Annotated in this window: 23 protein-coding genes and 1 tRNA gene; 7 read left to right on the plus strand and 17 right to left on the minus strand. The window is 38.8% G+C overall.

Going from position 1 to position 20,423, the window contains the following annotated elements; genetic code table 11:
• Positions 1–79 precede the first annotated feature (79 nt).
• Both AC04QZ_RS02320 and AC04QZ_RS02325 read left to right on the plus strand, forming a co-directional pair.
• Positions 80–994 (plus strand): pentapeptide repeat-containing protein, encoded by a 915-nt coding sequence (locus AC04QZ_RS02320; protein WP_478356409.1) that lies wholly within the window; start codon positions 80–82, stop codon positions 992–994.
• A 351-nt stretch (positions 995–1,345) separates the two neighbouring features.
• The gene (locus AC04QZ_RS02325) at positions 1,346–1,900 is read left to right on the plus strand and encodes an REP-associated tyrosine transposase (RefSeq protein WP_478356410.1); all 555 of its coding nucleotides are present in this window, start codon (positions 1,346–1,348) and stop codon (positions 1,898–1,900) included.
• Positions 1,901–2,141: 241 nt separating this feature from the next.
• Here AC04QZ_RS02325 and AC04QZ_RS02330 read toward each other — a convergent pair whose 3' ends face one another.
• Both AC04QZ_RS02330 and AC04QZ_RS02335 read right to left on the minus strand, forming a co-directional pair.
• Positions 2,142–2,591: an SRPBCC family protein gene (locus tag AC04QZ_RS02330; RefSeq protein WP_478356411.1), complete on the minus strand. Its 450-nt coding sequence runs from the start codon at positions 2,589–2,591 to the stop codon at positions 2,142–2,144.
• A 547-nt stretch (positions 2,592–3,138) separates the two neighbouring features.
• Positions 3,139–3,684: a hypothetical protein gene (locus AC04QZ_RS02335; protein WP_478356412.1), complete on the minus strand. Its 546-nt coding sequence runs from the start codon at positions 3,682–3,684 to the stop codon at positions 3,139–3,141.
• 267 nt (positions 3,685–3,951) lie between these two features.
• On the opposite strand from AC04QZ_RS02335, the gene AC04QZ_RS02340 reads away from it, so the two are divergent.
• Complete coding sequence (locus AC04QZ_RS02340) at positions 3,952–4,788, plus strand: FimB/Mfa2 family fimbrial subunit (protein ID WP_478356413.1); 837 nt, start codon at positions 3,952–3,954, stop codon at positions 4,786–4,788.
• A gap of 353 nt (positions 4,789–5,141) precedes the next feature.
• A complete protein-coding gene (locus tag AC04QZ_RS02345) occupies positions 5,142–5,456 on the plus strand; it encodes a hypothetical protein (RefSeq protein ID WP_478356414.1) in 315 nt (104 codons plus the stop codon).
• Positions 5,457–5,524: 68 nt separating this feature from the next.
• Here AC04QZ_RS02345 and AC04QZ_RS02350 read toward each other — a convergent pair whose 3' ends face one another.
• From AC04QZ_RS02350 to AC04QZ_RS02375, 6 genes are all read right to left on the minus strand, one after another.
• Entirely contained in the window at positions 5,525–6,166 is a 642-nt protein-coding gene (locus tag AC04QZ_RS02350) for a DNA alkylation repair protein (RefSeq protein WP_478356415.1), read from the minus strand.
• A gap of 185 nt (positions 6,167–6,351) precedes the next feature.
• Positions 6,352–6,436 (minus strand) — tRNA-Ser (locus tag AC04QZ_RS02355).
• Positions 6,437–6,531: 95 nt separating this feature from the next.
• A complete protein-coding gene (locus AC04QZ_RS02360) occupies positions 6,532–7,521 on the minus strand; it encodes a YihY/virulence factor BrkB family protein (protein WP_086546041.1) in 990 nt (329 codons plus the stop codon).
• 8 nt (positions 7,522–7,529) lie between these two features.
• Positions 7,530–7,937 (minus strand): acyl-CoA thioesterase, encoded by a 408-nt coding sequence (locus tag AC04QZ_RS02365; protein WP_478356416.1) that lies wholly within the window; start codon positions 7,935–7,937, stop codon positions 7,530–7,532.
• Positions 7,937–8,992 carry an endolytic transglycosylase MltG gene (gene mltG, locus AC04QZ_RS02370; protein WP_478356417.1) on the minus strand — a complete coding sequence of 352 codons (1,056 nt, stop codon included), beginning with the start codon at positions 8,990–8,992 and terminating at the stop codon, positions 7,937–7,939. Before mltG ends, AC04QZ_RS02365 begins: the two co-directional genes overlap by 1 nt.
• Positions 8,993–9,010: 18 nt before the next feature.
• Positions 9,011–9,781, minus strand: coding sequence for a PASTA domain-containing protein (locus AC04QZ_RS02375; RefSeq protein WP_086546044.1), 771 nt, complete (start codon positions 9,779–9,781; stop codon positions 9,011–9,013).
• Between the two features lie 213 nt (positions 9,782–9,994).
• On the opposite strand from AC04QZ_RS02375, the gene AC04QZ_RS02380 reads away from it, so the two are divergent.
• The 3 genes from AC04QZ_RS02380 to AC04QZ_RS02390 all read left to right on the plus strand — a co-directional run bounded on the left by AC04QZ_RS02380 (position 9,995) and on the right by AC04QZ_RS02390 (position 12,193).
• The gene (locus AC04QZ_RS02380; RefSeq protein ID WP_478356418.1) at positions 9,995–10,981 is read left to right on the plus strand and encodes a D-alanine--D-alanine ligase; all 987 of its coding nucleotides are present in this window, start codon (positions 9,995–9,997) and stop codon (positions 10,979–10,981) included.
• Positions 10,982–11,065: 84 nt separating this feature from the next.
• On the plus strand, positions 11,066–11,647 hold the full coding sequence (locus AC04QZ_RS02385; protein WP_478356419.1) for a Crp/Fnr family transcriptional regulator: 582 nt from the start codon (positions 11,066–11,068) through the stop codon (positions 11,645–11,647).
• A gap of 153 nt (positions 11,648–11,800) precedes the next feature.
• Positions 11,801–12,193: a DUF983 domain-containing protein gene (locus AC04QZ_RS02390; RefSeq protein ID WP_086546047.1), complete on the plus strand. Its 393-nt coding sequence runs from the start codon at positions 11,801–11,803 to the stop codon at positions 12,191–12,193.
• Positions 12,194–12,195: 2 nt separating this feature from the next.
• On the opposite strand, the gene AC04QZ_RS02395 is transcribed toward AC04QZ_RS02390, so the two are convergent.
• The 9 genes from AC04QZ_RS02395 to AC04QZ_RS02435 form a co-directional block, all read right to left on the minus strand.
• Complete coding sequence (locus tag AC04QZ_RS02395) at positions 12,196–12,780, minus strand: lysostaphin resistance A-like protein (RefSeq protein WP_478356420.1); 585 nt, start codon at positions 12,778–12,780, stop codon at positions 12,196–12,198.
• Between the two features lie 193 nt (positions 12,781–12,973).
• Positions 12,974–13,495, minus strand: a complete 522-nt coding sequence (locus tag AC04QZ_RS02400) for a hypothetical protein (protein WP_478356421.1) — start codon at positions 13,493–13,495, stop codon at positions 12,974–12,976.
• 97 nt (positions 13,496–13,592) lie between these two features.
• Positions 13,593–14,117, minus strand: a complete 525-nt coding sequence (locus tag AC04QZ_RS02405; RefSeq protein ID WP_478356422.1) for a hypothetical protein — start codon at positions 14,115–14,117, stop codon at positions 13,593–13,595.
• Between the two features lie 101 nt (positions 14,118–14,218).
• Complete coding sequence (locus AC04QZ_RS02410) at positions 14,219–14,680, minus strand: hypothetical protein (RefSeq protein ID WP_478356423.1); 462 nt, start codon at positions 14,678–14,680, stop codon at positions 14,219–14,221.
• A gap of 699 nt (positions 14,681–15,379) precedes the next feature.
• Positions 15,380–16,138 (minus strand): copper homeostasis protein CutC, encoded by a 759-nt coding sequence (locus AC04QZ_RS02415; protein WP_478356424.1) that lies wholly within the window; start codon positions 16,136–16,138, stop codon positions 15,380–15,382.
• Between the two features lie 25 nt (positions 16,139–16,163).
• Positions 16,164–17,042 (minus strand): YegJ family protein, encoded by an 879-nt coding sequence (locus AC04QZ_RS02420; protein ID WP_478356425.1) that lies wholly within the window; start codon positions 17,040–17,042, stop codon positions 16,164–16,166.
• A gap of 44 nt (positions 17,043–17,086) precedes the next feature.
• A complete protein-coding gene (locus tag AC04QZ_RS02425) occupies positions 17,087–18,121 on the minus strand; it encodes a glycosylasparaginase (protein WP_478356426.1) in 1,035 nt (344 codons plus the stop codon).
• A 152-nt stretch (positions 18,122–18,273) separates the two neighbouring features.
• A complete protein-coding gene (locus AC04QZ_RS02430; protein ID WP_478356427.1) occupies positions 18,274–19,077 on the minus strand; it encodes an amidohydrolase in 804 nt (267 codons plus the stop codon).
• A gap of 19 nt (positions 19,078–19,096) precedes the next feature.
• A complete protein-coding gene (locus AC04QZ_RS02435) occupies positions 19,097–20,242 on the minus strand; it encodes a methionine aminotransferase (RefSeq protein WP_086546051.1) in 1,146 nt (381 codons plus the stop codon).
• Positions 20,243–20,423 lie beyond the last annotated feature (181 nt).

A 20,423-nucleotide genomic window follows, 5' to 3' on the forward strand; every position in this document is an offset into this window, starting at 1 on the left:
AATGATCGGCTGATTTGCGGAATCTGGCTAATTGGGGGGCTACATTTGCAATGTCGAATGATTAAAAAAGACAGTACATATGGATGCAAAAATGATCGGTAATAAAATTGCCGTAGCACGAAAAAAAATAAATATGTCTCAGGCCGGACTTGCCGGACATGTATTTGTAAGCCCGCAGGCCGTTGGAAAATGGGAGCGGGGAGAATCGATGCCAGACATTATCACCTTGAACCAACTCGCCAAGATTCTGGATGTAGACCTCAATTATTTTTCAGCAAACCCGGCTGCTGCAAATGCCATTAGTGAAAAGGAACAGGAAAAGGCAACGATAAAGGGTTTAACAGATTCACATCAGCCACAACTGCTGACTAATTTCAGTGGGAATGATCTTGCCAGTACCGATTTTGCAGGCGTTATAGCACATCAGCTGAAATTTAACGGGAGTAATTTACGCGGCTCAGATTTTAGCGGCGCCGACCTGACGGGAAGTTCGTTTCTGGGTAGTGATGCCCGTGAAGCCAATTTTACAAGTGCAAACCTTACCGATTGCAGCCTGTCGGCTACTGATTTGACGGCTGCTAATTTTGATCAGGCCATTTTGCTGCGTACAAAGTTTTATGCCTTAGAACTGGCCGGAGCAAAAATCAGCAATACCAAACTAAAGGAGGTAAAACTGAGCAAGACTGATCTGAGGAAGACCGTTTTTGAAAACTGCATATTTGATGGCGTAGACTTTGACTATTCCGATTTGCGTGGACTCAGTTTGGACGGGCAGACTTTTACAGGCGTGCTGTTTCACAATGCAGCGCTCAACGATACTACATTTAAAGGTGCAACATTTAAAAATGTATCTTTTCGCTCTACCTTCGCCCTTACCAATAAATATTACCGGGCCATTAAAACGATCTGCTTTGAAGGGGCAACGATGGATAAATTAACCTATGCTTCACTCAAAGGTTTGGGTGCTGATTTATTTAAGGTTAACCTGATGTAATATCAGTACATCTGGCTTCTGTAATGCTTAAAGCTGCAAGTTTATTTGATTTTTTATAAGTTTGGTATGAGGGCTGGGAAATTTGAGCATGGTGTTATCAGAATTTTCGCTAGCGTGAGGCTATCTCAATCCATCAGCGTTTATCTTATTAGATCTGCGGGATAGATATTCATAAATTTCCCGCAGATTACGCTAATTGTGCAGGTAAATACCTTACTAGCGCAAGTCTTAGTGATTTGGAATGTGGGCTGGCTGACTTGTGCTTTCATGCTACTGATCTAGTCAAAATCTGATTAGCATCTTAGCTTTTATATAAATTGATGATTTGTCATAATCCTTTTATATTTAAGTATGAGTACAAAATATAAGTTCAATGACCCAGCAGCCATGTATTTTGTGTCTTTCGCTGTGGTGGGTTGGATTGATGTTTTTACACGGGCCATTTACAGCGATCTTTTTTTGGAAAGTTTATCTTATTGCAGAAAGGAAAAAGGCCTTAATCTACATGCATGGGTAATTATGAGTAACCATGTTCATTTAATTGTAAGTTGCAAAGAAGGATATTTACTACCTGATATCATGCGCGATTTAAAGAAGTATTCTTCATTTAGAATTTTAAAGGAAATAAAAGAGAGCAGCATCGAAAGCAGGAAAGAATGGATGCTCTACCTGTTTTCAAGGGCCGGGAAACAAAATAGCAATAATAAAAATTTTCAATTTTGGAGGCAGGATAACCATCCTGTTGAATTAGATCCGCATGAAAATATGTTTGAAGAAAGGATCAATTACCTTCACGACAATCCAGTTAAGGCAGGTTTGGTGGTAAATGCCGCTGATTATCTATACAGTAGTGCGGCAGATTATGAAGGGGGCAAGGGATTAATTGAGATTGATGTTTTGAGTTAACGAAAGCACAAGTCAGGCCATGACTGAGGCTCTTGGCACTAAGACTTGCGCTAGAATGGGTATTGTATTAATGAAAGCACAAGTCAGGCCATGGCTGAGGCTCTTGGCGCTAAGACTTGCGCTAGAATGGGATGAAGCAATCTTATCACACCAGGAAAGATTGCTTCCCCGAAAAGACGGGGCAGGCTATCGTTCCTCCTCGCAATGACGACTGATTTTACAAGCTGTCAATCAAAATCAGTTAACCCTCAGGTATTTCCGGTTCCACCAGCTTGATCAGTTTTTCTAACGATTCCTGCCAACCCAGATAACACATTTCGGCAGGTATAGCTGCTGGTATATTTTCCTGTAAAATTTCCAATTCTGTACCTACAGAAGTCTTTTTTAACCGAATCGTATTCGTAAGTGTTCCAGGCAGGTTAGGATCGTCAAACTTATCGGTGAATATAAGCAGCTCATTCGGCCGAACTTCGAGGTACTCTCCACCGAAAGAATTACTGTTGCCAGTGGTGAAATTCTGAAACGACATTTTAAAAGTACCGCCCACCTTTACCTCCATCTGGTGTACTGTACCCAGGAAACCGTAAGGCGGCATCCAGGAAGCGAGTGCTACTGGCTCAACGAAAGCGCGATATACTTTTTCTGGAGATGCTTTAATTACCCTGTGCAATGAAACTTGGTTGTTAGACATAAAATAGATTTTTTCTGATCCTACTCATCTGGCTTTTCGGTTCGCCCGTTTTTTTTAGTGGTTGCTGCTCCACCTTCTTAACAAAGATGGAAGTAAAAAGTTAAAACGGATAGGGGCTAATGCGACTTTATTAGGGGTTACTTGCGATACCGATATTGGGTAGGATTAACGTATGAATGCATCATTTATGATAAACTACCTTCGGCGATAAAACTTGCGCTGGAATGCGAAAGTTAATTTTTCTCCGCTCTCTGCCGCGGGGCATCAAAAGTATGCAAAAATGCTTTGTCAATCCGGCAAGGGGCCTTTTACACAATCCCTAACACATCAAAAAAACAGCGGCACTTTGTTTTGTGCAGCAAGTGCTAAGTAAAAGGTTTTGCAGAACGTGCACAAAACCACTGCGTTTTAGGTTTGGAATGGGGTAAGGGGAGCTGTATTACATCTGTTTTTTTGATTTTCCTGGCCCTTGGGATTGACGATGTTCTTCGACAAAACCTGTGGTTTATTAAAGCAAGCTAGCAAAACGCCTAAAAGATGCATCTTCCTATTGTTTACCCGCGTCCTCAAATTTGATGACCTTTGTTAATGACTTATCAAAATAAAATACAGCCTGTCGATCGACCTGAAAACCGAAATTATTGTTAGCCTTAAAATGATGTTCCATTTTCCATCCATTGAAGAAAGGCTTATAATGGGCTCTTATAAATTTGAGTTTTTTTGAATAGAAGTCGGCGCTGTCATTGTACATTCTTTGGGTGTCGGATGCTGAGAGCATCTGTTTCCACAATTTTTCTTTTTTAATTTTATCGGTAGTAGCATCTGTGCGGTAGCCAATATCAGCCACCCTTCCAAAAGCAGCAGTTCCCTGGTCTAAATAATAAGAAACACTGTCCTGTAATACTTTGTATTGCGCTTCATCGTGGTAGCTGGAATAGGAACTGTCGAGTTTTCCGAATATGCCAGCCTCGTAACGATAAGTATGGTTAGTTGGCGCATCAAACATGGCCGTAATCAAAGCTTCTGCTTTATCTTTCGGCGTCTTGGGTGCAGTATGGCAAGCCGCTAAAAAGAGCAGTGCGATGACTAACACAAGTAGGGTATGTCTTAATCTAAACAAAACGTTTTCAATAGGTGGTGTAACTCAAACATACAAAAAAAACTTTCAGGAAGTTTAGCTTTCTGAGTCGTCTTAGCAGCAAGTTATAATGTCAGCTGCCTATTGCCAAAATATTTTTCAGGCTTCATATTCAAGAAAAGCTGTAAAATCCTCACCCAAATTTCACAATTAACGGCACAATTCACCAGAATGGCGTGATTGCCCTTTGTGTTATAGTTATATTGAAGATAAAAAAGCCTTATGAAAAAATCCATGTTAATCTTATGCACGGTAGTACTGATGCTATCGGCATGTATAAAATTCCCCGGCGAACCTGTAGTAACGATCAGGAATTATAAAATTGATTTTAAGATTGGGGGACTCAACCATACTGTAGGTGAAGCAAATGTTGGCTTCCCAACCGAGCCCATTCAAAATTTCATCCAACAATTAAGCATTGTAGCTTACAACACACAAACCGGTGCCGAAGTAGCGCGGCAAACCCAGCTGCCCGGCGCACCGAACTTTGGGCAAATCAGTTTCGAACTTCCCAGTGGTACTTATAATTTTGTAGCCATTGGCTCGCAAACCGAGTTTGGTATTAATCAATTTTACGAAGCCGATAAAAACTCGCCGGTTTATGCTGCTTATGCACAAGCAAATTTTCAGTATTGGCAACCGTCTTTCTCTTCTTTAGATAAACGTTATAAAACATCAGATACCTTTTTTGCCAAACAAACAGGGGTATCCATCACAAAAAATCAAACTTTAGAGGTAATGATGGAACGCATTGTAGGATTGTTAAATGTGATTGTAACAGATAGATCAGATTACAGTATTGAAATTACCAGCGAGTTCAGCGGCTTCAGGTTTGATACCGCAGTACCTTTTAGTACAATAGAAAATGATTTTTCATCTGCAGTGAAACATAGTAAAGATGGGCCAATCAGCTTTTATATCCTTAAAAACCAAACTCCTGTAAACTTACACTTAGGGGTAGGTGCAGAACCAACTTTTCAGATTCTTGTCGCTAAAAACAAGCGCACAACCGTTAGGGTACAATGGGAAACCAAAACTTATACTACTACCGTAGAATAATTACACTATATGGTCTTGGCTTTTCGCTGGGACCATGTTACCTAAAATTGGTTTATCCCTTAACACTTACTAGCGCAAGTCTTAGTGTGCCTGGCGTGGGGCTGGTTGACTTGTGCTTTCACAACACCTTAACTAATTGAGATTTTTAGCGCGATTAATGTACTGGTATATCTAAAGCACGTTTGGGCGATGGCTTATGCCCAGGATGCTAAGATTTGCACTGAGCAGTAGTTCTGCGGAATTGCACGAAGAAGTCTTTATCCTTCAAGATTTTTCAGTAAGTTTATCTTAAACGCACAGTTTCGCAAAGCTCGGGAACATTGTATGTAATAATCGATTTTTTTTATAGTAGTATGAAGATGTATATTTTAGTTAAAAGAGAGATTCCTGATAAAATGGTACCGGTAATAACCGCACATGCCTCCCTCGCTTGTTTTAGAAAGTTTGAAAATACAAATGACATGCAGACATGGATTAATGGAATATTTAAAAAAGTGGTGTGTGTCGTTTCAGAAACTGAGTTCACGAATGCTAAAAAAGAACCAGACCATATCGTGCTTACAGAATCAACATTAGATAATCAGGAAGTCTGCATAGCGTTTTCGCCCAGAGCAGAATATTCCAAGATGTTTAAATTTTTCCGAATGTGGACACCACAAAACAGCTAAAAAGTAAGCATGATCAAGAACCAGATTGATGAATGAATGGTATAAGGAAGTATTTGTTATTAGCCCGATTATAAATTTCGTTTGTTACTTTCGATGGTAATAAATTCCGGTAAATAATTAGGCGTACAGCCTTTTGATACCATTTCACCTTTATAAAGACCTGTTTTCTCTCCGAGCGTAATACACCGGTTTCGGTATTGTTTATCATAAATTCCAATCCAGCCCGCTGTGAAATTCATTGCCCATTGAACTTCTGGTTCTTCTTTGGCCAGGTTAGCTTCTATTTTACTTAATAATGCTGGTGTATTCGCAGGCGGTGTTTGTCCTACCCACCTCAAGCGGCCCTGATAATACCAGTATACACGTCTCTGAAGCGCAGAATGACTTTTTTCCCATGATTCGATCAGGGCAATTGTTTTCTTGTCTTTAACAAGCTGGTTAGCCATAAACCAGTCCATTAGCTGGTTTCGCTCATCGAATGCATGCGTTTGCATATCCTGATCAAGCGTATTAATAAGATCTGGTGAAACCTGTTTGTTGTCCATAATCAGGATGGCCAGTAATCTGGGAAGCAAACTCCCTGTAGACCATAGCTCCATAGCCAACTCATGATCCTTTTTGATCTCCTTAGCAATATTTCTTAAGTCTCCAAGCTTAGTTTTGGTATTTATCTGATCCAAAACATTCTTTGTTTTTGAAGCATATTCCATAACAATCCATTTTTATTGTTCAAAATAATTAAAAATCTGAACTTAATAAAGTGATTTCGGCTACAAATGTAAGTATTGGTGTAAGGGGTGCTGTAAAAAACTCAATTAATGACATTCGTTACATGGGGAGTTTCTGGAAACGAAAAAAGCCTGAAATCTTATAATTTCAGGCTTTAAATTTTCGGCGGAAAGCGAGGGATTCGAACCCCCGGACCTGTTACAGTCAACAGTTTTCAAGACTGCCGCATTCGACCACTCTGCCAGCTTTCCGGAGGCAAAAGTACGAACTCCGGTTAAATCTGCAAACTATGAATGCTTTTTTTTTATATAAACTTGATAATTACTTAACACAGAGGGAGAAAAAATTATTTCTTCTGTATATTTTCCTCAATTGGCTCCGATTTTTTGAACAAATTGAAGGTAGGGCGGATAATTTTTACACTTCTTTTGCTGACATCAACGCTGGCATTTAACTCAAAACCGATCAATAAAATTAAAGAATTGAGGTAAAGCCAGATCATCACCACGATTAATGTTCCGATAGAACCATACACCTTGTTGTAAGAACCAAAGTGATTAATATAAAAAGAAAAGCCCCAGATGGTAATGAATGCAAGTATAGTGGCCAGCCAGGAGCCAGCACTGAACAAGCGCCATTTTTTAGTATGTGAAGGGCCATAACGGTATAAAATTGAAATGGTAATAAAGTATAAGATGGCTAGTAATGCCCAGCGCGTAAACTTTACCGCGAAAACCAGAAAACTGTCTTTAATGTGCAGTTCGTTGGTAATCTTATTCAGTAAAACTTCACCCAAGGCCATCGCACTGATGCAGATGATGATCGAAAAGCAGATAATGATTGTTAAAACGAGTGCAATTAAACGTTGTTTTATCCATCCTCTGGTTTCGATAATCAGTGATGATTTATTAAAAGCCTTCATTAAATTTTTAACGCCATTGGTGGCAAAAAATATGGCCGATAAAAAACCGAAAGATAATAAGCCTCTGTTCTGGTTTTTAATAATGTCCTTTAATGTGGTTTCGAAGGCATCAAAAGCATTATGTGGTAATACAAGTTGTATCAAATTTAAGAGTTGATCCTGGAAACCTTTGATTGGAATAAAGGGAATTAAGGTAAACAGGAAGATGATGCCAGGAAAGATGGCCAGCATGAAACTGTAAGCCAGAGACGATGACTTGTTTACCAAAGCATCTTTTCCGATTTCACGAAAGAAGAAAGTAGCTACAGTGTATAATGGGAGTGGGCTAAAACCAGGCAAAACACATCCCTTCGTCCATTCGATAAACCTAGAATAGAGTTTAAGATGTAATAATTGCCGGTGTAACCATTCCATTGTATTTGTTAATTAAAAAACACCGATAATTTTTTCATAAAATTTTCGGGTGGGTTTGTTGGTTTATTTTTCTTCATATCGACAAAAACCAGGGTAGTTTCCCCGATATTGATCAGTTCTTCTTTTTCGTTATACAATTCGTATTCGAAAAAGATCCTGATGCCGGGTAAGGTTTTGATGATTGTTTTTACTGTAATTTCCTGATCGTAAAGGGCAGGTTTAATATATTTACATTTTAATTCCAGAACCGGCATCATAATACCATCGGCTTCCATCGAGCTATAACTCATACCCAAACTGCGCAACATTTCTACCCGGCCTACTTCGTAATACTGTGCGTAATTGCCGTAATACATATAACCCATCTGATCGGTTTCGCCATATCGAACCCTGATTTTCGTACTGTGGCTATACATTATTTAAATATATTTCTTTTGTTTAAAGCTTCACGGTATTTCTTCGCATTGATTTCGTGCTGCGCTTTGTTTTCTGCAAAATTATGGTAGCCAGAAAAATCTTCTTTGGCACACATGTAAATATAATTGTTGTTGTCGCGGTTTAGTACAGCATCAATGGCATTAATACTCGGCATCATAATCGGTCCCGGAGGTAAACCTGCATATTTATAAGTATTGTAAAGCGATTGTACCTGTAATAATTTTCCGGTTACCCTTTTCACGGTGAAATCGTTATTGGCGAAAATTACCGTTGGATCAGCTTGTAACAGTATCCCTTTATTCAAACGGTTTAAATACAAACCTGCTATAATGGGCATCTCTTTGTCGTAAAGTGCCTCTGCATCCACAATAGAAGCTAAGGTGTATACCTGTACCGGACTCAGGTTTAAACTTGCTGCCTTTTGTTTGCGGTCAGCTGTCCAGAATTTATCATATTCCTTATGCATGCGCTCGAAGAAATCAACCGGCGAAATATTCCAGTACATCTCGTAAGTGTTCGGGATAAACATGGCATAAACATTATCCTGGTTAAAACCATATTTGCTAATCAGTGCTGAAGAATCTAAAACATTGATAAAGCTTAACGAATCGGCTTCCAGGTTGCTGGCCAGGTATGCCGCAAAATTTTCCTTCTTACGGATGTTATGGAATTTTAATTTAACAGGATCCTGATTTCCGGCTTTAATTAAGTTAATTAAACTGCGGTTGGTCATCCCTTTGGTTAAACGATAACGTCCGGGTTTAACACTTGTAGCTAAATTCATTTTTCCGGCAGCTGCAGTAAAAGTAGAGATGCTTTTTACCAGGTCTTTCTTTTTAATCTCTGCAACCAAATCATCATAACTGCTTCCGGTTTTGATATATAAATATTTTTGATTTTCGGTAACGTTAGGGGCAAAGTAAAGCCTGTAAATATTTAATGCAAAGTAACCAGCAATTAAAATAACAGCAAGTGCAATTACAATTGCCACTTTTTTGCCAGTACTCATGTTCTTTTTTTCTACTTCAGTCATTTGTAATGTAATACGTGTTTATTGTTGTTTGTTAGATAGTGTAATGTTAATCTTGGTTCCTATAGCCACCTTGGTTAACGAATCAACCAGCATAGGATCTTGTTTAATAATAATAGCAGCAGCACTATCGGTAATAGGTCCATCGTAAATAATGGTACCTAAACTTAGGTTCGAACCCCTTAAGCTAAATTTAGCTTCATCCATGGTTAATCCCATAAGCTGTGGAATATCTACTTCTTCATTTCCGCGCCCATCACCTAATACCAGGTTAATCCTCGAACCAACAGGTACAATTTGTCCGGCTGCTATCGGCTGACCGCCAAAAGAAGCTTCCAGAACCACATCGCGACTTACATCCGGTTTATAGGTCGTATCTCCAAGTTTTAATCTCGAACTCTCTATAATGGCTTGTGCTTCACGTAAGGTCTTAAACGCAATATCCGGGAATTTTGTATTTGGTGTTTTTCCGGCATTAATGGTTAAGTAAATGGTACGGTTATCTTTTACAAAGGTATTGGGGTCAGGATCCTGGTCAATCACAATCCCGGCAGGTTGATCCATAATAAAAACAGAATCTACTTCATATTTTAATCCGGCATCTTCGAGTTTTTTAACGGCCTGCTCAAAAGATAAGCCCTTTACCATCGGTACATTTAAACCTTGTCCGTGTTTGGTGTAATATCTTAAACTAAAAAAAGCGATCAGCAGTAACACAACAACGGTTACTATTGCAGCTAAAATGTTGTTCCTAAACGACTTGGTTTTTAAATAATCTATAAATTTAGACATGAATCTTAAATTTGGGTTATGCGTACAAGCTCAAATGTAACTATTTTAATGATTGATTGAATTATAGAATCGATTTCCCCATTCCATCATTCGCTAATTTCTTCATTCTAGCATTGAATAAATTCTCTCAATCAATATCACTAAAGCACAAAGATATTTATATTTTTGAGGATATATTTACATTCAATTTCTATTTATAAAAGGATTTTTAACATGAAGAAAACGATAGCATTGTTAACTGGCGGTACCACAGGCGAATGGGTTGTTTCGGTGAAAAGTGCGGCCACTATTGCCCAGAATATCGACCCGGATTTATACGATGTATATAAGATTATGCTGAACGAAAAGGGCTGGTTTTATGAACCTGCTGATTCTGTTAAAATTGAAATTGATAAAAATGATTTTTCCTTAACACTGGAAGGCCGAAAAATTAAGTTTGATGGTGTTTTTATTGCCATACACGGTTCTCCTGGCGAGGATGGCAAATTACAGGGCTATTTTGATATGTTAGGTATTCCATATACGGCCTGCGATGCATTAACTTCATCAATCACCATGAATAAAGGTTATACCAAAGCCGTTGTAGAAGGCATAAATAACCTGTATACAGCAAAATCTGTTCAGATTTTTAAGGGTGGAAACCATAATTTAAATCAAATTAAACAAGATTTAAGATTGCCTTATTTTGTTAAACCCAATAGCGGGGGCAGCAGCATTGGCATGAGTAAAGTGAAACATGCTGATGATCTTGAAGAAGCGGTTGAAAAAGCATTTAAGGAAGATACTCAGATCTTAATTGAAGAGTTTGTGAACGGCAGGGAGTTTTCGATCGGCGTTTTTGGCGCGGAAGGAAAAATTATTGTTTTGCCAACAACAGAGGTTATTCCGGCAAATGAGTTTTTTGACTTCGAAGCAAAGTATACTCCAGGCGCGACGGAAGAAATTACACCGGGCCGGATGAATGAAGAAGAGCTAAGTCGTGTGCAGCAGGTGGTAAAAGATGTATACAAAAAGCTAAACTGCAGGGGAGTAGTGCGTGTCGATTACTTTCTGGAAGAAGGAACCGGTAAGTTTTATTTTATCGAAATCAATACTATTCCTGGTCAAACGGCAACCAGTTTTATTCCGCAACAGGTAGCTGCAATGGGGATAACATTGAAAGAGTTTTATACCCGTTTAATGAAAGAAACCTTAGGGTAGTTTTCATAAATCTTGTCATTAGCGTCATACCCAACTGCGCGGGAATGATGAACGATTACGCGGATTAAACTACTATAAGCAACAATGAATATCCAAAAACTGCTTGATAAAGGCTTAAAAGTTAAAAGTTACCTGAAAGATTCGGTTATTTATGAGCCGGATATGCAGCCCCGGTATGTGTATTTTATCAAATCGGGTGAGGTGAGGATGGTTACCGTTAGCGATGAAGGAAAGGAATTTATTCAGGGCGTTTTTAAAACGGGGCAGTATTTTGGCGAACCCGCGTTATTAATAGACCGGCCTTATTTAGCTTTTACCATTACCAATAAAGATTCGCAGCTAATTGCTGTCAATAAAGAAGATTTCTTCGACCTGATCAAAAACGAGCCTGATTTTAGCATGGATTTGATCCGGACCTTAAGTCACCGCCTTTTTTATAAATCGATGATGCTGGAAGAACTGGCCAGCGAAAAGGCTGATCATCGCTTGTTAACAATTATCAATTACCTCCTTAACGATATAGCCACAGGTGAAAATTTAAAGGTAACGCGACAAGAATTAGCCGATATGACTGGTTTACGGGTAGAAACAGTAATCCGTGGCACTAAAATACTAGCCGAAAAAGGACTGATCAAAACCTTAAAAGGAAAAATAGTAAAGGTTTAGTGTTTTTTGTATTAAGCAAGAATCAATGAACTAATGACTAATTACGAATGAACTGATGAACCAGTGAACCAGTGAACCCATTCTGGAACATGATGTAGATCATAATTAGTCTTTAATTTTAGACTTACCTTTGTACAATTAAATTAGAAGATTATGGCTGAGTTATCTAAATTCCAGGCTTTTATGCAGTGTAAATGTCCGCGCTGCCGCAAAGGTGAGATTTTTACCGGGAGCGCTTATTCTTTCAGACTGCAAAAAACAAATGTTAGCTGTCCGCATTGTAACTTAAAATTTGAGCGTGAACCAGGGTTTTTCTATGTTGCGATGTTTGTAAGTTATGCAATGAATGTTGCAGAAATTATTACGATTGGAGTAGCATCGTATGTTTTGGGCTTACCCTTAATTTATGAAAATCTGTGGTATTATGTTGGTTTAATCTTAACCGGTGTTTTATTGTTATCACCCATTAATTACCGTTATTCGAGGGTTATTCTGCTTCATTACCTTACACCAGGCTTGCATTATGTTCCGGGAAGTGGGGATTAATCCTAAAAAATCATTTTAAAAAGATCTTCCAGCGGGTAAATATCTAAAAAACAAGCAGTAAGATTAAAGAAGAAGTGAACGAAAACGCCATACCACAATGTTTTGGTTCTTATTCTAAGCCAGCCAAGAAATAAGGCAAATGGCAATAGCCAGAATACGGCGATGAGACTGAAATGGATAATAAAAAATAAGATGGAGGAAATATAAACCGCTTCTTTTTCGTCAACCACGCTTAGTAATTTCTGCATTAAATATCCTCTATATGCCAATTCTTCAAATATGGCAGGATAAAGGGCTATGGAGGCAAACATTAACCAGGTACCATATTTGTGGAAGGCGAATATGGAGTAATATTCCATATCCTTTTTAAAAACAAACTCATTTAAATGGTCTACCACAAATGTGACGGTAATGGAAGCCAGAATAGTGGCTGCTATTAAGCCCATTAGTTTCCAAATAGAGAAACCAGGCCATTTTAATATGTTTTTATTTTCCGTCCAGCTGTTAAAAAAGAACAGGAGGGCAGCAATACCCATTATAGCATCAAAGCAAAACAGCGTAGTTAAAGAATGTTCTTCGATGAACAATGATGTTGCGCAACACAATATCTCTATAGTAAAAAACAGGCCAACTTGTTGTATACTTGGCCACTTTTTACTGTGAATAACTACCTCATTATAATTTTGGGCGGTTCCGCAATGGCTACAGAATTTATGGCCTAAAGGAACTTCATTTTGACAATGACCACATAAGTTATCTGAAATCTGCAGCTCCTCCAATTTATTCGATATTAAGCTCTTTTTTTATTTTATCGGCTTCCAGCACTGCTCTAATACCTTTAATTAAATAAACAATGATAGCAACCTTGAAAATAATACCCTTAAAAATAGTAGTCGGGTCGGCAATTAAATTTAAGATCTGAATAATTACATAAAGCGATAGGCCAGAAACCATAGCCGTAATAGGTTTGGTTTTGCCTAAAACACCAAAAGCCACAAATGCGCCCACAAGAATTACATTCATGATGGATAAGATAAACTGATCTTCCGGTGCTGCAGTAAAGAAAATAACAACAGCTGATATAGCATTAATACCGGCAATCCAAAACAGCGAATTACACGCGCTTTCTACCGACCTTTTCAAGTCACTAAGATCTATTTCCTTAACGGTTCTGTTTGCAATGTGATGATCTTTTTCTTCTTTGGTTCCCTGAAAAGGGAAACCACAGTTGTTGCAGTAAGTATCTGAAGGAACAAATGGCCTGTAGCAGCTGCTACATAAGCTGTCATTTTGGTTTTCCATAATATGAGCGTTAATATTTTTTTGTAAATATAGAACTGAAAAAAAAAAATCCAAAAAAAACGGGAAAAATATTTCCCGTTTTATAGTATCTAAAAAGCTATTTCTTCATTGGGTGTTGAATATATTCTGATAATCGGACAACCTTTCCGTTTTTCAATTGAATATCGTTAAATAAGGCCACAGTATCGGTTTTGCCATCTTTTGTAGTAGAAACCTGGCTGTACCACAAGCTTACCCATTCTTCACTTTTATCTTTGTTCACTACCGATTCCATATCCTGCATTTCGATTTTAAAGCCTTTCATTTTATTAAACTCACCCTGTACTTCTTTAAGGAACTGCGCTTTTGTACCTTTAAATTGGTAACCATCTACGGCTAAGGACATACTGTCGGCAAGCACCTTGCTCATACTGGCCGTATCTAAATTTTCGAATGTTTTAATCAGCGTCATGGCGGTTACTGCATTTTTGGTATCGGGGTTCATTTCCCAATTTTGCACCTGTTTAATGGTATAGGGATACTTGGTGCTGTCTGCTGTTGCAGTATCAGTAGTTTTAGCTTCCTTGTTCTCACATGCTGCAAAAAGTAAGGTAGCCACGATTAGGGTTGATAATTTCTTCATGATAATTAGTTTATTGGTTACTTAAATATAACTAATTACTTGAATATTAAATAAATGTGAATTGTTTTTGTACGTTACTTTACATAGCGAAATAGTAGGGATCAGGCAGATAGCGGCGCCGAACGTTTTCGTTTTATTAAACCAATTATAAGATTGATGATGGGTAATAGCTGGACAAGCAGGAACCCAAGCACCATTGCAGCACTGCTTGCATTAAATCCTTTTGAATAATCTAAAGAGTCTGCATTGGTTAGCTCAACAAGGGAGAATGACCTGTTGAAATTATAAGCGGAATAATAAGCACCAAAAAAGAATAAAACAGACAACAAAATGTGAAACCAGCTCAGCTTATTTGAAGCTAAAAATGGTCTTAATAATTTATAGTATAATGCGAATATGAATAAAAATATAGCAAACCACCTGATGAGTGGAATATTATCGATCATATAATAAGTGGCGTGAATATTAAAAGCAAGATTGGTTGCCGGTACCAATAAGGAAGTAGCCAAAAGAAGGGTGGCAAGTAAAACCAGGAAGTTATAGGTTTTGAAGATTATTTTCATTTTTTTGAGCTGATGGTTTATTTAGCTAAGTATGCAATGGTTTGGCGACCCATTTCCCGTGTTTTATATTTGTTTTTATTAGAAAATGAGCGTTCAATAGTGCTTCGGAAACGGTAGTCCCGTTATTCGCTATAGCTCCGATAAACCTGTGAAACAAGCAAACACACAGTAAAAAGGCAAAAAATAGTGCTTAAATCGGAGGCTGCCGCTTCTACCGGGTTTACAGAACAGGGGTTTGTATAAAATACATCAATTTTTCCTGCTAAGCTAAATAATTATTTTTAGCAAATCGTCCTCGTTTGTAACGAGGATGAAGGAGAAAGGCGATTTTATCGCCATTAAACTGCTCATTTCGCATTATGAATGCGGATCTCGCCAATCCTCGTTGCAAACGAGGACTATTTAACTTGCGACCTTATTTAGACAATCTATATTTATCGTCCTAGTTTGTAACGAGGATGAAGGAGAAAGGCGTTCTTATCGCCATTAAACTGCTCACTTCGCATTACAAATGCGGATCTCGCCAATCCTCGTTACAAACGAGGACTATTTAACTTACGGCCTTATTTAGACAATCTATATTTATCGTCCTCGTTTGTTAACGAGGATGAAGGAGAAAGGCGATTTTATCGCCATTAAACTGCCCATTTCGGATTATAAATGCGAATCTCGCCAATCCTTATTGCAAACGAAGACTATTTAACTTACGACCTCATTTATACAATCAACCAAAGCCTTCACTTTTATTTCGGAAGTGAGCTCGTAGCGATATTCATCTTCTATACTGCCCATTTTGGTTTCGGTATTTCTGAATTCCATTTTACTCGGCACAAATTCTTTGGCAGAGGCATGGAATTGTGTGGCACCGGTTTGATCAATGAGGTTTTTGATGTTGTTTTCATTGATCCCTGCACCAGGCATAATGATAATCCGGCCATTGGCTTTTTTTACCAGCTGCGCTAGTTTTTCTGCCCCTAAAATGGCAGAAGAAGCGCCGCCAGAGGTGAGTACCCTTTTTATGTTGAGTTCGATTAAATCTTCCAGTGCCTGATCCATATCGTTACTCATATCAAATGCCCTGTGGAAAGCTACCTCCATAGGTTTGGCCAGCTCAATCAGTTCAGCGCATCTCTCTTTGTCGATAGTGCCATCTGGTTTAAGTATTCCGGTAACTATACCTTCACAATTTAATGATTTGCAGATTTTTATATCTTCTTTCATTAATTCAAATTCAATTTCCGAATACAAAAAATCGCCTCCGCGCGGACGTATAATGGGCCAAACTTCGATAGATAGGTTTTTCTTGGCCAATGAAATCTGGGCATAACTTGGTGTGGTACCACCTTCTGCCAGGTTATCGCAAAACTCTACTCTTTTCGCCCCGCCATTCTGGGCAGCCACTGCCGATTGATACGAATTAGCACATACTTCCAGGCAACCCGTTGCCACTTCACTCATGATATTAGATTTAAATTAATTTATATTATTCTTGCGGACCTGCCGGCCCTAAAACTACCCATCCCTTCGGGGATTTGTAGGTGTTAAGTAATTGCACCGACTTTCCGCCATCCGGATACCAGCATACTTCTGTAATTACCCAGTGGGTTTCGTCAACCTTTTTACGCTCAGGAAAAGCATTTTGGACAGTTGAAAAGTCAGGAAAGCCGTGTTCTTCGATATTATTGATGAAAGATAGTTTAAGTACTTCGGCGGTTTCATTGATTATATCCTGATCAATCTCCATTTTCATCACAGAAAGTAAAGATTTAGCTTCTTCATCAAAATCCTTACAGGCAATAGCGGCATCAATATCTTTATCGTTATATGCATTTTCGATGGCCAGAATAGCGCCCTCAGGTGTTTCTAAATTTGCTTTGAAATGATCAACGCCTTCATCAATATATAAACCTATACTGTTATCAAATGCTGCTTTTTCTTTTTCTGCTACACCATCTCTAATGGCCCGTATGGTATATCCGCCAATTAACCTGCCGTTTTCGACAATCATCCAATCTGAAATTAAATGACGCTCTATTCCGATTTTTTGGTTGAATTTTACGGATCTAATGTTTACCGGTTCGTTGCCAACGGTGCCAAATAAGTTACCTTCATCGTCAAAATTTGGGTCTGTTAACCAAATATGTTCACCCTCATCACCATCTGTAATGAGTACTTTAATGGAAAAATAGTTTTGGTAAGGTTGTGGGTTTTCTAAACTTTCTTCGAAATACCAAAGGGTTAATCTGGCTTTTTCGATCGCCCAGTTCATCCGCTCGTCTTCATCGGGCACATAAACCATATCAGGCTCGCCCTTGCGTTCCGCTACATTTTTCTTTCCGAAAATTTTAGATAATAATCCCATTTACCGGTTTCCTTTTTGTTTATCGTTTGGGAAAATTCAACATATTAATAATAGCTTTTGCCTTTGATTAAAAGATCCTGTTTTTCTGCGTTACACACAGCATAACTAAAACCTTTCTGAATGGCATAAGCACCGTATTCCCCTTTTTTGTTAATGGCTAAAAATCCCACCTGTATGTTTTTGGCAGTTTCAGGTTTCTTTTTAATGATGCGCATTACCGCTTCTTTACAGGCGGCTTCGGGGGTATAACCCTGACGCATTAATTCTACCACCAGGAAAGAGCCAACATTTCTGACCACTTCTTCACCTACACCGGTTGAGGTTGCACCACCAACTTCATTATCGACATAAAGGCCAGCCCCAATAATCGGACTATCACCAATCCTTCCATGTAATTTATAGGCCATACCACTGGTTGTACAGGCGCCCGAAATATTCCCTTTGGCATCAATAGCGAGCATGCCAATGGTATCGTGGTTATATTGGTTTCCCGGAAGTTTTTGCGGTGCAGCCTTTTGGTAGAGCTGATTTTCGATATTCATTACCGGCGCATATTTTGCCGTTTTTAACCATTCTTTCCATGCTTTTTCACTGGCAGGCGTAAGCAGGTTTTCCTTTTTAAAACCTTGCTCTAGCGCAAACTGCAATGCACCATCGCCAGCTAACATTACATGCGGTGTTTTTTCCATCACTTTACGCGCTACCGAGATAGGGTGTTTAATATGTTCAAGCGCTAACACAGCACCACAGTTACCCAGTTCGTCCATTATGCAGGCATCGAGGGTTACGTGTCCATCGCGGTCTGGTAAACCGCCATATCCAACCGATTGGTTGTGTTCATCAGCTTCAGGCACCCAAACCCCTTGCTCTACAGCATCTAACGCGCGTCCGCCGGCCGATAATACTTTCCAGGCATCGGCATTTGCAGCAATTCCAAAATCCCAGGTCGAAATGACAATGGGAAAATTTTTTGCTGCTGTTTCCTCCTGCGGAATAACATTGGCGATACTACTTTTATCAATGGCCAGCAATCCAGCCGACAGGGCTGATGCTTTTATAAATTTACGGCGGTTAAACATTTTGATGGTTAATGGTTTGAATGGGTTAATCGTTTAATTGCTCGAACGCTATTTGAATATTGGTTATTTTAATTGTTAGGTTGTTGTGATTGCTGACTGGTTGAAATGATCGCTCCAGTTTGATTATTGCCATTTGAATATTGATTATTAACTTAACTAATCGTAAACCGGTCTGCATCCTTTAAAAATGGAAATTGCCTTCTTACTTTAACCAGTTCTTCGTAATTGATGCTGAAGGTATATAAATCTTCATCTTCAGGTTTATAGTACACCGTATTGCCATAAGGATCTAAACACATGGATAATCCACTGTGGTAAATCTGATTTCCATCATGCCCAACACGGTTAACTGCAATTACATAACTTTGGTTTTCTATCGCCCTGGCTGGAATTAATGCCTTCCAGTGTGCCGATCGTTTATCTGGCCAGTTGGCCACCAAAAGTAAGATGTCGTATTCCTGATCCACATTGCGCAACCAAACCGGAAAGCGTAAATCATAACAAATGGCCAGTCTGATTTTCCAACCCTTCAGTTCGACAATAAGTTTTTCTTTACCTGGACTAAAGTGCTCATCCTCATCACCCATGCCAAACAGGTGGCGTTTGTCGTAATGCTGGTTTTTGCCATCTGGTTCCATCCAGATCAGACGGTTAAAATATTGATTGTTTTCTTTTATAATAATGCTTCCCGTAACTACGCAATTGTACTGGTGCGCCATTTTCTGCATCCACTGCATCGTTTTTCCACCCATTTCTTCCGCTAAGGCTTCAGAATTCATGCTAAAACCTGTATTGAACATTTCGGGTAAAACAATAATATCGGTTTTCTCCCTTACACCCATCGATAGTCTAAGTGCCAGATTTAAGAGGTTTTTCTCAATGTTTTCCCAAAAAAGATAGGCCTGAAAGACTGTTACTTTCAGGTTTTCTATTTGAGTATAAACAGGTGCTTCCATTTTTATTTAGTTGGGATGGTTAAACGTTTTTTAATTTCTCGGCCGCTAAGGCAAGTGTGGCGTTTTCTTTAGCAAAGCAGAACCTGATAATTTTATGATCGATTCCTTTTTGGTAAAATGCAGAAACCGGAATGGTGGCCACTCCAAATTCTTTAATCAGTCTCATGCTAAAATCGGTATCCTTTTCATCGCTAATGCTGCTGTAGCTTACGCATTGAAAATATGAACCGTTGCAAGGCAAAAGTTTAAAACGGCTTTCGGCCAGGAGGCTTCTGAAATAATCTCTCTTCTGTTGAAAAAAGCTGCCTATTTCAGTATAATTTTTTGGCTCTTTAATGTAATGGGCAATAGCTTGCTGCATGGGACTATTAACGCTGAAAACATTAAATTGGTGTACTTTTCTAAATTCTTTGGTTAATTTCTCCGGAGCTAAACAATAACCGAGCTTCCAGCCTGTAGCGTGCAAAAGCTTACCAAAAGAGGCTATGATGAAGCTTCTTTGTTTTAATTCAGGGTAGAGCATTACACTTTGGTGTTTTTGTTCATCGTAAATTAAATGTTCGTAAACTTCGTCGCTCAAGATTAAAATATCGGTACCACTGATGAGCTTAATCAGCGATTTCATATCATCTGACGATAAAATACTACCCGTTGGATTTTGTGGTGTATTTAAGATGATCATTCTGGTTTTGGCCGTAAATAACTTTTTAACCATATCCCAGTCAATGGCATAATTTGGCGGGGCAAGTTCATAGGTTTTAACCAAACCGCCTAAAAGTTTAATGGTAGGTGCGTAGCTATCGTAAGCCGGTTCGAAAATAATAACTTCATCGCCTGCATTAATAATGGACGCCAATGCGGTAAAAATCGCTTGTGTTCCACCTGCTGTAACCGTAATTTCGGTTTCGGGATTGTATTTGATGTTGTATAAGTTTTCAACTTTCTCTGCGATGGTTTCTTTTAAAAAAGTAGAACCAGGCATAGGGGCATATTGATTAAAACCATCCTGCATGGCTTTATTGACCAATTCAACTAGTTTTGGATCGCAGGCATAGTCAGGAAATCCCTGAGAAAGATTAATGGCATTGTGTTCTGCTGCAAGTTTACTCATCACCGAAAAAATGGTGGTACTTACGCCAGGGAGTTTAGATTGTATATTAAGCATCTTATAAGCGAAAATAGGAAAAAAAAGCTTAAAGCGTAAAAAGCTATGCTAAATGCCCGGTTACTGAACCCCATGATTGCAATAGTGCCCGATTAAAACTTTTTCAGGGCCATTAAACCCTTGCGCTAAATTAACGTCATAAACAGCGCAATACCAGGGTGGCTGTGCACGAATTTTAGGC

It is taken from the genome of Pedobacter folensis (assembly GCF_056490665.1).

What these genes read in the sequence shown, in the direction of transcription:
- AC04QZ_RS02320 (WP_478356409.1), top strand. Translation starts at nt 80, where the DNA reads ATGGATGCAAAAATGATCGGTAATAAAATTGCCGTAGCACGAAAAAAA.
- AC04QZ_RS02325 (WP_478356410.1), top strand. Translation starts at nt 1,346, where the DNA reads ATGAGTACAAAATATAAGTTCAATGACCCAGCAGCCATGTATTTTGTG.
- AC04QZ_RS02330 (WP_478356411.1), bottom strand. Translation starts at nt 2,591, where the DNA reads ATGTCTAACAACCAAGTTTCATTGCACAGGGTAATTAAAGCATCTCCA.
- AC04QZ_RS02340 (WP_478356413.1), top strand. Translation starts at nt 3,952, where the DNA reads ATGAAAAAATCCATGTTAATCTTATGCACGGTAGTACTGATGCTATCG.
- AC04QZ_RS02345 (WP_478356414.1), top strand. Translation starts at nt 5,142, where the DNA reads ATGAAGATGTATATTTTAGTTAAAAGAGAGATTCCTGATAAAATGGTA.
- AC04QZ_RS02350 (WP_478356415.1), bottom strand. Translation starts at nt 6,166, where the DNA reads ATGGAATATGCTTCAAAAACAAAGAATGTTTTGGATCAGATAAATACC.
- AC04QZ_RS02360 (WP_086546041.1), bottom strand. Translation starts at nt 7,521, where the DNA reads ATGGAATGGTTACACCGGCAATTATTACATCTTAAACTCTATTCTAGG.
- AC04QZ_RS02365 (WP_478356416.1), bottom strand. Translation starts at nt 7,937, where the DNA reads ATGTATAGCCACAGTACGAAAATCAGGGTTCGATATGGCGAAACCGAT.
- mltG (WP_478356417.1), bottom strand. Translation starts at nt 8,992, where the DNA reads ATGACTGAAGTAGAAAAAAAGAACATGAGTACTGGCAAAAAAGTGGCA.
- AC04QZ_RS02375 (WP_086546044.1), bottom strand. Translation starts at nt 9,781, where the DNA reads ATGTCTAAATTTATAGATTATTTAAAAACCAAGTCGTTTAGGAACAAC.
- AC04QZ_RS02380 (WP_478356418.1), top strand. Translation starts at nt 9,995, where the DNA reads ATGAAGAAAACGATAGCATTGTTAACTGGCGGTACCACAGGCGAATGG.
- AC04QZ_RS02385 (WP_478356419.1), top strand. Translation starts at nt 11,066, where the DNA reads ATGAATATCCAAAAACTGCTTGATAAAGGCTTAAAAGTTAAAAGTTAC.
- AC04QZ_RS02390 (WP_086546047.1), top strand. Translation starts at nt 11,801, where the DNA reads ATGGCTGAGTTATCTAAATTCCAGGCTTTTATGCAGTGTAAATGTCCG.
- AC04QZ_RS02400 (WP_478356421.1), bottom strand. Translation starts at nt 13,495, where the DNA reads ATGGAAAACCAAAATGACAGCTTATGTAGCAGCTGCTACAGGCCATTT.
- AC04QZ_RS02405 (WP_478356422.1), bottom strand. Translation starts at nt 14,117, where the DNA reads ATGAAGAAATTATCAACCCTAATCGTGGCTACCTTACTTTTTGCAGCA.
- AC04QZ_RS02410 (WP_478356423.1), bottom strand. Translation starts at nt 14,680, where the DNA reads ATGAAAATAATCTTCAAAACCTATAACTTCCTGGTTTTACTTGCCACC.
- AC04QZ_RS02415 (WP_478356424.1), bottom strand. Translation starts at nt 16,138, where the DNA reads ATGAGTGAAGTGGCAACGGGTTGCCTGGAAGTATGTGCTAATTCGTAT.
- AC04QZ_RS02420 (WP_478356425.1), bottom strand. Translation starts at nt 17,042, where the DNA reads ATGGGATTATTATCTAAAATTTTCGGAAAGAAAAATGTAGCGGAACGC.
- AC04QZ_RS02425 (WP_478356426.1), bottom strand. Translation starts at nt 18,121, where the DNA reads ATGTTTAACCGCCGTAAATTTATAAAAGCATCAGCCCTGTCGGCTGGA.
- AC04QZ_RS02430 (WP_478356427.1), bottom strand. Translation starts at nt 19,077, where the DNA reads ATGGAAGCACCTGTTTATACTCAAATAGAAAACCTGAAAGTAACAGTC.
- AC04QZ_RS02435 (WP_086546051.1), bottom strand. Translation starts at nt 20,242, where the DNA reads ATGCTTAATATACAATCTAAACTCCCTGGCGTAAGTACCACCATTTTT.